This is a genomic window from Kitasatospora sp. GP82 (genome assembly GCF_029892105.1).
Lineage (GTDB): Bacteria > Actinomycetota > Actinomycetes > Streptomycetales > Streptomycetaceae > Kitasatospora.
The window spans coordinates 127400-138668 of the sequence record NZ_JARZAJ010000014.1; the positions used below are offsets into that span (position 1 = coordinate 127400).

Below are 11269 nucleotides of genomic sequence, written 5' to 3' on the forward strand. Positions count from 1 at the left end.
CTTCGCATGGCCATGGGCCAAAGGTAGGTCCCGGTACAGGAATTCATAAGGGCCTGGAACCTTGGGCGCCGGCGCCGAGGATGCGTACTCCGGCCTGACGCATGCGCATGGGGCCGGATCCTGACGGCTCTGCAGGCCGCGGCCGAGGCCGAGGGGCGGCTCGACCGGAGCCTGGCGGGCGTTGGCTCAACGTCCTGCCGGGCCCACGAGCACGCCGCAGGGCCCGTAGGAGCGGAACGTCGTTGAAGCCGCGGTGAGTTGCCGGGGGCGTGCGAAGTGAGATCGGTACAGGGCATGAACCGGTCCTCTATGATCCACGGATGCCCACGACAGAGGTCGTCACCACCAGCGAGCGTCCCGATCTCCACAAGCAGGCCAAGGCCGCGCTCAGAGGCGGCTGGCCGACTTTCGTCCTTCACGACCCGCTCTCGAACAACTACCGCCACAAGGTGGAGGCTTACTTTCCACGCTTCGACGTGCTGCTCCTGGAAGACGGCGAGGTGGTGGCCGATGGGCGGGCAGTGGCGTTGCGCTGGGACGGCGACGTCGCCACGATCCCGGAGGGCTACGACGCTGCCCTGGTCAGTGCAGTGACGGAGCATGAAAACTCCGTCACGCCCGACACACTCTGCATCATGGCCGTCACCGTGCGACCTGATCGCACAGGTGGCGGACTGGCCGGGACGGTACTCACCGCGCTACGCGATCGCGCTGTCGAAGCCGGGCTGCAACATGTGATCGCCCCGGTGCGGCCGGCCCTCAAGGCGAAATATCCCCTGACTCCGATGGAGGAGTTCGCCCGCTGGACGCGCGGCGACGGCCTGCACCCCGATCCCTGGATCCGTACCCACCAGCGACTCGGAGCGACGATCCTCGCCACCGCTCCGCGTTCCATGGTCATCCCCGGAACCGTTGCGGAGTGGGAGAAGTGGACCGACATGACCTTCGCCCAGACCGGGCGCTACGTCGTTCCGGACGCGCTCGACCTCATCGAGATCGACTGTGAGCAGGACCAGGGGATCTACGCCGAGACCAATCTATGGATGCGGCACCTGTAGACCCCAGATCTCACCCCACCGACAGGCAGTAGGCCGGCCCGAGGACCGGCTGTCGCGCCGCATGTCCACGAACATCTTGGTCACGGTGAGTTCTGCGTCGGCGGCCACCGCGACCTTCTGCTTCGCAACGTACCGGGTCGACGGCTACACCGATGGCATGGTGCCACCCCAACTCCCCGCGAACGTGCGGCACTACGAGGACACGCTCCGCAAGGTCGAGGACACCTGGCTCCTCGCCAGCCGAGTCACGTTCCTGCTCTTCGGTGGAGAGACGGTGCATCTCAGCCACCTCGACCAGTCGTGACGGCATAGCCCGCCGTGACCGGCGAACAGGCCGTCGACGATGACTACGGCTGCCACTGTGAGCGAGGCCGTCGTGTCGTGGCTGAGGCGCTCGACATCCATCGACTGAGGATCTGCCGCAGGATCTCCCACCCTGCGGGGCGGTCCATTCCGCGACGGATCGGTGCCGTGCCGCGAACGCAGTAGAACCCTGCCGTAAGCCGGATGGGCCAATGAACTGCGGAATCCGTCGAATTTCGGCTCGGTGAATCCGCCAGCTGGCAGAGTCGACCGTACGGTCGGCTCGGCCGGTATCGGTTCGTGTGGCGGACTGCGTCATGATGCTGCCGGGTCTCGAAGAAGCGGTGAATTCCGCATCGCAGACGCTGCCGGTGTCGGTGTCGGGCACGACGCAACTGAGCGAGGAGAGGCACCCATGGAGTTCCTGGTCGACATGGTGACCACCGTTCCGGAGGGCACGTCCGAGGAGGCCGTGGCGGAGATCCGGGCCCGGGAGGCGGCGCGGTCGCGGGAATTGGCCGCGCAGGGAAGCCTGTTGCGACTGTGGCGTCCGCCGGTTGCGCCTGGTGAATGGCGCACGTGGGGCCTTTTCAGTGCGGACGACGCCGAGCAGTTGGAGCAGGTGCTCGCGTCGATGCCGCTGCGGGTGTGGCGGCACGACACCGTGACGCCGCTGTCTCCGCACCCGAACGACCCGGGGCGTTAGCGGGCGGGTGGCGCTGTCCCGCACGTTCGAGGCGGTGACCGATCAAGCGACGGCCGAAACCGCAGCCGTCCCGACTCCATCCGAGAAGAGAACCCTGATGAACAGCACGACAGACGGCGAAGCCGTCCTGCGCGGCGTCCTCGACCAGTGGAAAGCAGCCGTTGACGCACGCGAACCGCAGCGGGTCGCCTCCTGCTTCACCGAGGACGCGATCTTCCAGGGACTTCACCCCTACAGCGTCGGGCGGCAGGGTGTCGCCGACTACTACGATGCCCAACCTCTCGGGATGACGGCCGCGTACCGGATTCTTGAAACCAGGCAGCTCGCCGACGACCTCGTGCTCGGTTACCTGAGCGTCGACTTCTCGTTCACCGACCGGCCCACGCTCGGCGTTTATCTCAGCGTCCTGGTCAAGCACTCGGCGGACGGCTGGCACATCAGCCACTACCAGGTCTCCCGCCTCGACTGATGCTCCCGTCCTGTTGGGGTGGAGGCCTGCCCGGCAGCAGGCCAAGACGCTGCGCCCTGACAGAGTCAGGCCGTGATCTGCAGCTGGCCCTGGCCGCGTTGCAGCAGTAGGGCGATTACCGTTGCCCTCATCGAGGGCCTGGCAAAGGTCCCTGGCGCAGAGGACCGCGACGACGACTGCGGCGGCTGCGATTCGAAACCTGCGCGGCGTAGCACTGGGGTGACCTCCCGTCACCCATGAGGCTGGCGGCCGTTGTCCATGGCGTCGGGTTGTCCACAGGTTTCCGGCAGGTGTGCTGTCGTGGGCGTTTCCCCTACAAGCCGAGATTTTCGTCCACCCGAGGAGGCACATGCCATGACGACCAATGCCGACTGGATCACCCGGACCCGCAGCCGACTGACCGCCGACGATCTGACCACCCGTCTCGCCGGGGCCTGGACGCTCCTGGACGAGGCCGCCGGACTGGCGATCGAGGTTGCCGGGGTGGGCGACCAGCTCGCCGCCAACGGTGCTTACACCCTCGCCCTGGACGCCCGGGACCTGCTCGACCAGCCCGACGCGGACGACCCCCCGGGGGAGGCGTGGACCCCGCAGGACACCGTCGAACTCGGCCGGCTCCTGGAGCTGGCCGCCGACCAGCTCGCCGAAGCCGGGCTCGCCAGCCGGGACCCGGACCACGTCTACCGGCTCTCCCACGCCTCCCTGCTCTCCCGCCGGGCATCCCGTGCCCTGTTCACAGCCGGAGGCACGGAGTGAGCGGCGCCCGCTCCGGCATCGCGAGCTGACAGCAGACGGACAAGCGGGAGATTCAGCTCGCTACGGACCTTCACCAGGTCGTCGCGGCGGTCACGGCTCACTACGCGCAGGTCTTGGGCCGCCCTGACGACGTCGACCTCCGGCGTCGGCTGTTGACCCGGCTGGAGAGTGCGAACGACCCTCGCAGGGAGCGGTACTTTCAGCTGCTCGCGGTGATCAACGGCTGGCAGGCCCCGGAAAGCCTGGCGCCGGTGTTCGCCTGGTTCATCCAGGCCCTGTGTGCCCGGACACCGGGGTAGCGGGCCGGTCGCGACGCGGCAGACCGGACGGTTCACGTCATTTCGCCTTTCGCCCGGGTCGCGTTCGGCCGGCAGGAGGCAGTGCCCGAAGTGGGCGCGGACGCGGACCAGCGGACAGGAGCGGGTGTCGGTGGTGGTACGTCAGATAGCCTGACGGGATTCCGCGGAGGGACGAAAATTCGCCCCGGGCACAGTTGCCTGCCCGGCTCGACATGCAGCGGGCGGTCATTCGCCGGAGGTGCGAGGGTCCGTCCGGCGAAGACGCTCACCGGGTCGTGATCCGGGGCGGGGGCGGTACCGAAATCCTCACCTACGACCCGGCCGGCGAGCGGCCTGCCGATCTCGGCGATCACGGGGCACAGAGAGATCGCGTGGCGTCCCGCAGTTGTCTCAGCGCAGGTCGAGCCACATGGTGACGTCGTCCCGGTCGTCGCCGGAGGCGACCCGGATCGCTCCGGGTACTCGCCCGACCTCGGTGTACCCGCAGCGGCCGTAGAACTTCTCCAGGCCGTGTCCGCCGCGCAGGGTCAGCCGAAGCGCACTCAGGCCCCATGCACGGGCGATCCGCTCCGCCTCGCCCATCAGCTCGATGCCGAACCCCCGGCCCTGGAAATCGGGGTGCACCATGACCGCCTTGAGCATTCGCCAGTGGTCCATCAGCGCGAAGCGCATGTCCTCGAAGAACAGGAAGCCCGCCAGTCGCCCCGTCTCCGGCTCGCGGGCGACCAGCAGCCGGTCCGGGCAGCCGGGTTCGACACCTGCGAAGAGCTTCTCGGCGGCGGCCCGCACATCATCGACCGTCACCGGCGAGACAAAGCCGACGGCACCGCCGGCGTTGCTGGCATCCGTCCAGAGGCGGACGATCTCCTCGCGCAGTCCGAGGTCGGGCGTGGGGTCCAGAGTGAAGATCAATGTCATGGTCAAACACGCTATCTGACCATTACGCGGGTGGCAAAGGTATTACATGACAGCAGCTGGGCAACCGAGAGATCCCCTGCGGGAGCTGTCGCATCCCGCATCTCCACGAGGTGCCCGTGCCGGGCTCGGATCCGAACCGACTTATATCTGACGACCTGTCGTGATGCCTATAGTGAAGATCAGTTGAGCGCCACCGACGAACCTGTACGGTGCCGAACTCTCCGAGAAGCTCGGTACCGACGACGTGGGGGGCGGCCTTCCCCGAGCTTCTGATCGACGCACTGCCCCACCCCGGGTACGACCCGCGGATGTACCGCGTCGACGCGGTGGCACTGACCCGTCAACTCCAGGGGGAGGACGGCTCACGCGCCCTCCGCTGGGCGCTCCGCCTCCACCCGGCCGCCTACCGCGCCGAGCACGAAGCCGAGCTGACCGCGATCTACGTCCAGGCGACGCAGGACGCCGGCCCGCTCGGTCGGCTGCGCGAGGCGCTCGACGTCGCCGGCCACGGCCTGCGGCGGAGCACCGGCCTGGGCTCCGACCGGACTGCCGCTCAGGTCCTGGCGCAGGCCGCCCCGCTGGCTGTCGCCGTCGCGACTGGTGGCAGCGTGGCGAACCTGTTGTGGCTCTTCGCCCCCCGCATCCAGTCCATGCCGTCGTCCTCGCTCCCGAATGTGCTCATCCTCGCCAACCAGGGCCTCGTGCCGCTGCTCTGGCTGGCGGCGCTCGCGGCCGTCTGGACCGGGCGCTGGACCGTGGCCCGGGCACTGGTCGTGCCGGCGACGGTGCTGCGACTGGCCGACGTCCCGCTGCTCCTGCTCGCCCACTTCGACTTCCACGGCGCCCACACGGGCGCAGTGCTGAACCTGACCGTGCCGCTGCTCACCGGCGCCGTCGTCCTCGCCGCGCCCAGGGACCTGCTCGGCTCCTCCCAGTCACAACGCGGCGCGATCGCGGGCACCACCGCCCTGGCCGTCCTGCTGTGGGGGGCGCAGCTCGTCAACATCTACTACCCCCTGCCGCTGGCCCCCCGCACCACCCACGCACTCTGGGCCGGGGTCCTCGCGGTCGCCCTGCTCCTCGGCAGGCGTGACCGGTTGCCCGCCGCGGGCTTCGCGGTGGCCGTGCTGCCCAGCGCGCTGCAGATGACGGTGCCACTGCTGCACCCGCTCTCCCCCGCGGGCGCGGTCGCCCTGCTCCTGGTCCTGCTCAGCAGCGCGGTGCCCCTCCTCCGCGCGCGCCGGCGCCGCGCCCAGGTGACACCGCCGAGCGCGGCATAGCGGGATCCGTGGCCCCGGTCGGCGGCCCGGATCGGGCCGGGGCTTCTGCGGGGTCTCCTGCTAGCCCCAGCAGGCGTACCCGCTCGCGTTCTTCGACCTGCACCTGCGGCACCGGGGCCATCTGCTCGACGGCCCGAGCGTGGCCTCTCCAGAGGTGAGGTTCATTCCATGCAGCGATGGACCGCGGCGCTCACGTCCCGTGCTGCGGTCCGCGCTCCCCGGTCGGCGACGTACACCGGTGAACGGGTCACTGCGACTGTGGCCTGCCGGTGCGGCCCGAGCCGTGTCCACTCAACCCCGATTCACCGGCCGTGTTGGTGCAGAGAAGGCGCGCCTGATCCCCTCCGGCAAGCCGAAGCGCCAGCCCACTCTCCCACGTTCCGCCAAACTCGCACGAGACCCGCCTGACCTGCGGAAATGAAAGCCGGGCGGGGTTGTTTCCCGGCTGTTCGCCGCTCTTCCGGGTCCGGGTGCGTTTCCACCGGGCGGGAGCCCGGAAACGGGGTGATCTGGTGAGGGTGCTCACACCCGAATCGGGTCGACGACTGTCGATAGTTGATCGTCGGAGCCATGAGGGCCGGTCGGCCGCACCCGTCGGCCGTGATCGCGACGCACCCGTTTGACGACGGACCTTTCGGTCGACTCCGTCGCAGGTCAGAAGCTGTTTTTGAGCTATCGGAAAATATCCGTAATGCGAGGTTTGGGCTCCGGATGCGGGGGAACTACCGGTCGCTTCGCGCCCGTCAAGGGCCCTAGATCGCTACGACGAGGCGTCGTAGTAGGGGGGTCTTGGCGGGCGCCCGAAGTGCCGCTAACAATTGCCGCAGTCGTCAGAGACCGCGGCCCCCGCCGCGGAACCAACCCCTGGCACCGAACGCGGACGCGTCGTCGTGCCGCCGTGGTACCGCCCCAGTCCATGTGAGCCCCTGTCCGGCCACGTGGACTGAAGGGGCGGCGACACGGCCAACCCGATTGAGGTTTCTTTTCCTATGCCCGCTATCTCCGTTCGTATGCGTACCGGTGTCGCCCTGCTTGCTTCCGTTGCCGGCCTGACTGCGATGGGCGCCGTTGCCCCCGCCACCGCCTCGGCTGCGACCCCGCAGCAGATCGCCGCCCGGATCGTCCCTGCGAACCAGCTGGCCTCCTTCAGCAAGATCATCTCGCACGAGTCCAGCTGGAGGGTGACGGCCACCAACCCCTCCTCGGGCGCATACGGCCTGGGCCAGGCTCTGCCGGCTTCGAAGATGGCCTCGGCCGGTGCGGACTGGCGGACCAGTGCCACCACCCAGATCAAGTGGGCCTACAACTACATGAACTCCCGCTACGGCAGCCCGAACGCCGCCTGGGCCTTCTGGTCGGCCCACCACTGGTACTAAAAACCCCTGGTACTGAAAGCCCCAGTCACCCGGCAGCCACCCGCCGCGGCGCCCCGCGCCCGGCGGTGACGGCCCGGTGACCCGAAGGGGGCCCGCGCGGCCATGCCGCCCGGGCCCCCTTCGTCGTACCCGCGCGGTGCGGCTGCTGCCGTGCGCCGTCGGCCCCTTTACCGGTCGGCCGCAGTCACTGGCCCGTCCTCCTTGGGTCTGGCCAGGTTGGGCAACGTGGCCACGAAGGCGCCGAGTTCTTCCTGCTGCTCGGGGGTGAAGCCGCGCTTGAGTACGAGGCTGAGCACTACCCGAGCGCACGCTGAGGCGGGCTGGGAACCGCTTGGGTCCTGGAAGGGACGTGCCGTGACGCTGCGTGCCGAGTGACTGGCCGGCGGGTCCACGCGGCACTTCGGAACGAGTTCAGTGGCTCGGCTCTGTGGTGCTCGCCGCGCAGATCACCAGGTGCGTGCCGGTGGGCGCGGGCGACGGGAGGCGGGCCGGGCACGGGTCCGGGCTCCGGGTCGGGGCCGAGGGCTCCCAGTGGAACCGTTCTCCGGATGAGCCGTCCTGCATCGCGAGCGTCAGGCTCCCGCCCGCCAGCATCAGTACCAACCACAGCCCGACCGACCACCTCTGCAGCCGAGTCAACAGAACCCCCTCCGGTCCCCGATTTCCGCGGTCACTCTACGGGCTGCCACGGTCGGGTTGCGCACCGAGGCCGCCGACACCCCTCAGGCGGTCCGCCGGGTCGGCCAGGGCCATGCGCACAGCATTCCGCATCCCCACCATCTGCCGTACGGCGTTCATGTACCGCAGCTGTCACTCTTCTCAACTGGGCCGCGGACAGCGGCATTTGGAGGGGACATGAAGAAGAGGTTGAAGGCGCTCGCGGTAACACACGGTGGAACTACCCCGATGGCGGCGTGAGCGGCCCCGGCTGGACGAACATGCACGGTCGTTTGAAGTCGCCGAGCACCCACGCCCGGCCGCTCGGGCCCTCGTCCTGCCGGGACGCGCCGTCGGCCGGCGGACGCGGGCCGTTCCGTTACCGGGCTGCGACACTTCGTGGCGAACTGCCGATGTCCCGTAGAGCGTGGCTGAGGACGAGTGCAGATGCCGACAACCCACCGGAGTGATCATGAACTCGCGCCCGCTCAGGCTCACCACTGCCGCCGTCACGCTGGCACTGCTCGGTCTGGGGTCCGTCGCCTGTTCGGGGAGCAGCTCGACCGCAGCCGCGCCTGCCGCACCCGCCGGGCAGGCGGTCACCGCCGACCCGGCGTCCAGGACGACGACGCATGCCGCTGCGGTGACCCAGGCGGGAGCCCCGGCGGCCAATGCCCGGTGCCACACCGGCGAACTGCGCGCCGATGTCCAGATCCAGCCGGACCGCCCCGGAGCCGCGATGGTGATGCTGGTCAACAAGGGTTCACGGACCTGCACGGTCGACGGCTACCTGGGTTACGGCGGTCTGCTGGCGGACAACAGCCGGGTCGAGCTGGCGACCACCCGGGTGCCGTACCCGGGGAAGCCGACCCGGATCGCGCTGAAGCCGGGCACCACCGCCTTCTCCGGCCTGTCCTGGTCGGCCTGCGACAAGGCCGACGCGAGCTGCAAGGTGCTGGCGGGGCTGGTGGTGACTCCCCCCGACGAGACCACCCAGCTCACGGCGAAGGTCCTCGGTGTGAACGGCAAGGAGGTACCGCAGCTGCTGGTCTCGGCGGCGGGCCTGCGGGTTGGCTCGCTCCAGCCGTCCAACCAGGGCGTGCTGCTTCCGTAGCGTGACCCGTCCGGCGGCGCCTTGCGGGAGGCACCGCCGGACGGAATCCGACGGTCGGTCAGGTGGAAGTCGGGGCTCACAGACCGCCGTTGGTCACCGCGCTCGACACCTGGCCGGAGGTGACGCTCCACTTGCCGAGGATCCTGTCGTACTGGCCGTTCTGGATCAGCTGGTCCAGCGTCCTGGCGAGTACGTACTCCAGATCCGCACTGTCCTTGTTGACCGTGATCCCGTACGGACCCGACTGCAGCGAGCCGCCGGCCATCAGGAACCTGCCCGAGTGCTGGGAGGTGTTGTACTCGGCCACCGGGAAGTCGTTGAGATCGGCGACGGCGGTGCCGGCGGTGACCTCGGCCAGCGCCTGGTCGTCGGTCTTCAGCTCGTCAATCTGCAACGTCTTGTCGCCCTTGGCGCACGCCCCGACCTGCCGCTGGGCGATCTCGTCCTGAACGGTGCCGCGCTGCACGGCGATCGTGTGTCCGCACAGGTTGTCCAGGGTGCTGATGCCGAGCGGATTGCCGTTCTTGACCAGGATCGACGTGCCGGTGACGAAGTAGTCGATGAAGTCGACGCCGGACGTGGTGGGCCGGCCGTTGTCGTCGATCCCGTCCTGGCGCTGCTTGGTGTCGATGACCGCCGACATCCCGAGGTCGACCTTCTTGGCCTGGACCGAGGGGATCACGTTCTCGAAGGGCATGTCCTCGAACTCGACCTTCAGGCCGAGGCGAGAGCCGAGCGCGCTGGCGAGGTCCGGATCTATCCCGGCCGGCTCGCCGTCCTGGCCCTTGAAGTCGACCGGAGGGTAGTTGAGGTACGAAGCGATCCGCAGGACACCGGCCTCGCGGATGGCCCCAGGAAGGCGGTTTCGCAGGTCGGAAGCACTGTGGTCGGAGCCGGGGGTGGTGCTGCTGCCGCAGCCGGACAGCAGCAGACCGCCCACGCTCACAGCGACGACGGTGCGAGCGGGTCTGGCTGGTACATGGGTGTTTCTGGGCATGGTGATGCGATTCCTGAGGGAGGGAAGTGTGAGGGAGCGCCACCGGTGCTGCTGGGGTGGGCAGCGCGGACCTCGTCCCGTTGCCCTGTAGGCCGTCGCGGGATGGGCGTACGGCCGGTCGGCTGAGGTCCGCCGTCGGCAGGCGGTTCCGGCCATCCTCCCATCCCGTTGACCGAGGTCGGGGACGGGGAGGGCGCTGCGGGACCGCCTGTCCACGGGTTGGGACGGGAGGGTCGGGACGGCTTGTCGGGACCGCGACGGCACGGCGCCGTGGCGCGGCCGAAGACGGTGCCTGGCGCTCTTGCGCCAAGGAGGATGCGAAGAATGACGTGTTCGCGACATCAGGGGCGGGTAGGCATGCGGGACCGCCGGTCCGGGGCGAGGACCCTGGGCCGTTGCGGGTGATACCGCTCCGTCCCGAAGGGAATCCTCATGCCTTCCGACCGCGCCTCTGACCGGATGCCGTCCCCCCGTGCCGACGGTGCCGCCTGTCGTCCGGCCTCGCCCCGTACCCGCCGCGGGCTGCGGCTGGTCGGGGCGGGCGCCCTCGCCGGACTGCTCGCAGTCAGTACGGCGGCCGCAGCCTCGGCGGGTACGGGCCGGCCGGATGACCGGTCGGTGGCCGAGGTGCCCGGCGGGGCCGCCGCCCAGGTATCGCTGGCCGGCTGGGACCTGATCCTGCCGGTCGGCGCCTCCGGCGAGTCCTCGGGCAACCACGCCAGGATCCTGCGACCGGCCGCTCTCCGATCGCCCTACCTGACGCGCGAGTCGGACGGCAGCCTCAACTTCTGGGCCCCGTCGGTCGGTGCGACCACCATGACCTCCGCGCACCCCCGCACCGAGCTCGTCGGGCGCTTCGGCTGGACGGTCGGCCGGGCGAAGCACACCCTGAGCGCGACCCTGAGCGTCGGCCAGGTGCCGGGGTCCAGCCGTGATGTGATCATCGGTCAGATCCATGGTGCGGGCGAGGACAGCGCGATCCCCGTGGCGATGCTCCACTACGACGGCGGCGACATCCGGGTCACGGTCAAGCAGGACGCCGACCATGCCACGGTGTACAGGCTGCTCGGCGGAGTCCCGCTCGGCACCGCCTTCGGCTACACGCTGAGCGACAACGGCGACGGCACCCTGACCTTCACCGCACGCACCGGCTCGGGCGGCGCGGTCAGGAGGACCGTCCCCGTCCCCTCTGCGTACCGAAACCTGGCGGTCAGGTTCTCGGCCGGCGGTTACGAGCAGGCCACCGAGGCTCTCCCGTACGGCGACGGCGCCCGAGTGGTGTTCACCCGGCTCAGCGCTTCCTGAGTCTGCGGGTTTCCTGCGCACGTGATCAGCC

General features: G+C 69.4%; 11 protein-coding genes and 3 pseudogenes. 11 read left to right on the top strand and 3 right to left on the bottom strand.

Going from position 1 to position 11269, the window contains the following annotated elements:
- Positions 1-108 precede the first annotated feature (108 nt).
- From P3T39_RS16920 to P3T39_RS16950, 7 genes and pseudogenes are all read left to right on the top strand, one after another.
- Positions 109-222 (top strand): annotated as a pseudogene (locus tag P3T39_RS16920) (IS5/IS1182 family transposase); the annotation flags it as partial.
- A gap of 98 nt (positions 223-320) precedes the next feature.
- Complete coding sequence (locus P3T39_RS16925) at positions 321-1058, top strand: hypothetical protein (protein WP_280698486.1); 738 nt, start codon at positions 321-323, stop codon at positions 1056-1058.
- A gap of 34 nt (positions 1059-1092) precedes the next feature.
- Positions 1093-1362 (top strand): annotated as a pseudogene (locus P3T39_RS16930) (nuclear transport factor 2 family protein); the annotation flags it as partial.
- 414 nt (positions 1363-1776) lie between these two features.
- Positions 1777-2067, top strand: a complete 291-nt coding sequence (locus P3T39_RS16935; protein ID WP_280698487.1) for a muconolactone Delta-isomerase family protein — start codon at positions 1777-1779, stop codon at positions 2065-2067.
- A gap of 97 nt (positions 2068-2164) precedes the next feature.
- Positions 2165-2536, top strand: a complete 372-nt coding sequence (locus tag P3T39_RS16940; protein ID WP_280698488.1) for a DUF4440 domain-containing protein — start codon at positions 2165-2167, stop codon at positions 2534-2536.
- Positions 2537-2890: 354 nt separating this feature from the next.
- Complete coding sequence (locus tag P3T39_RS16945; RefSeq protein ID WP_280698489.1) at positions 2891-3292, top strand: hypothetical protein; 402 nt, start codon at positions 2891-2893, stop codon at positions 3290-3292.
- A 77-nt stretch (positions 3293-3369) separates the two neighbouring features.
- Positions 3370-3591: pseudogene (locus P3T39_RS16950) on the top strand (MerR family transcriptional regulator); the annotation flags it as partial.
- A 390-nt stretch (positions 3592-3981) separates the two neighbouring features.
- Here the strand turns inward: P3T39_RS16950 and P3T39_RS16955 are convergent.
- Positions 3982-4509 carry a GNAT family N-acetyltransferase gene (locus P3T39_RS16955; protein WP_280698490.1) on the bottom strand — a complete coding sequence of 176 codons (528 nt, stop codon included), beginning with the start codon at positions 4507-4509 and terminating at the stop codon, positions 3982-3984.
- Positions 4510-4817: 308 nt separating this feature from the next.
- Here P3T39_RS16955 and P3T39_RS16960 point away from each other — a divergent pair, with 308 nt between their 5' ends.
- Together P3T39_RS16960 and P3T39_RS16965 are read left to right on the top strand one after the other, a co-directional pair.
- The gene (locus P3T39_RS16960) at positions 4818-5789 is read left to right on the top strand and encodes a hypothetical protein (protein WP_280698491.1); all 972 of its coding nucleotides are present in this window, start codon (positions 4818-4820) and stop codon (positions 5787-5789) included.
- Between the two features lie 1010 nt (positions 5790-6799).
- Complete coding sequence (locus P3T39_RS16965) at positions 6800-7165, top strand: transglycosylase SLT domain-containing protein (protein WP_280698492.1); 366 nt, start codon at positions 6800-6802, stop codon at positions 7163-7165.
- Between the two features lie 167 nt (positions 7166-7332).
- On the opposite strand, the gene P3T39_RS16970 is transcribed toward P3T39_RS16965, so the two are convergent.
- Complete coding sequence (locus P3T39_RS16970) at positions 7333-7461, bottom strand: hypothetical protein (RefSeq protein WP_280698493.1); 129 nt, start codon at positions 7459-7461, stop codon at positions 7333-7335.
- Positions 7462-8294: 833 nt separating this feature from the next.
- Here P3T39_RS16970 and P3T39_RS16975 point away from each other — a divergent pair.
- Positions 8295-8936 carry a DUF4232 domain-containing protein gene (locus P3T39_RS16975; RefSeq protein ID WP_280698494.1) on the top strand — a complete coding sequence of 214 codons (642 nt, stop codon included), beginning with the start codon at positions 8295-8297 and terminating at the stop codon, positions 8934-8936.
- Between the two features lie 76 nt (positions 8937-9012).
- On the opposite strand, the gene P3T39_RS16980 is transcribed toward P3T39_RS16975, so the two are convergent.
- Positions 9013-9882, bottom strand: a complete 870-nt coding sequence (locus P3T39_RS16980; RefSeq protein WP_280698495.1) for an ABC transporter substrate-binding protein — start codon at positions 9880-9882, stop codon at positions 9013-9015.
- A 483-nt stretch (positions 9883-10365) separates the two neighbouring features.
- Here P3T39_RS16980 and P3T39_RS16985 point away from each other — a divergent pair, with 483 nt between their 5' ends.
- The gene (locus tag P3T39_RS16985; protein WP_280698496.1) at positions 10366-11238 is read left to right on the top strand and encodes a polysaccharide lyase family 7 protein; all 873 of its coding nucleotides are present in this window, start codon (positions 10366-10368) and stop codon (positions 11236-11238) included.
- Positions 11239-11269: the final 31 nt, after the last annotated feature.

Excerpts from the sequence above, each read along its gene's own strand:
- P3T39_RS16925 (WP_280698486.1), top strand. The coding sequence starts at position 321 with ATGCCCACGACAGAGGTCGTCACCACCAGCGAGCGTCCCGATCTCCAC.
- P3T39_RS16935 (WP_280698487.1), top strand. The coding sequence starts at position 1,777 with ATGGAGTTCCTGGTCGACATGGTGACCACCGTTCCGGAGGGCACGTCC.
- P3T39_RS16940 (WP_280698488.1), top strand. The coding sequence starts at position 2,165 with ATGAACAGCACGACAGACGGCGAAGCCGTCCTGCGCGGCGTCCTCGAC.
- P3T39_RS16945 (WP_280698489.1), top strand. The coding sequence starts at position 2,891 with ATGACGACCAATGCCGACTGGATCACCCGGACCCGCAGCCGACTGACC.
- P3T39_RS16955 (WP_280698490.1), bottom strand. The coding sequence starts at position 4,509 with ATGACATTGATCTTCACTCTGGACCCCACGCCCGACCTCGGACTGCGC.
- P3T39_RS16960 (WP_280698491.1), top strand. The coding sequence starts at position 4,818 with ATGTACCGCGTCGACGCGGTGGCACTGACCCGTCAACTCCAGGGGGAG.
- P3T39_RS16965 (WP_280698492.1), top strand. The coding sequence starts at position 6,800 with ATGCGTACCGGTGTCGCCCTGCTTGCTTCCGTTGCCGGCCTGACTGCG.
- P3T39_RS16975 (WP_280698494.1), top strand. The coding sequence starts at position 8,295 with ATGAACTCGCGCCCGCTCAGGCTCACCACTGCCGCCGTCACGCTGGCA.
- P3T39_RS16985 (WP_280698496.1), top strand. The coding sequence starts at position 10,366 with ATGCCTTCCGACCGCGCCTCTGACCGGATGCCGTCCCCCCGTGCCGAC.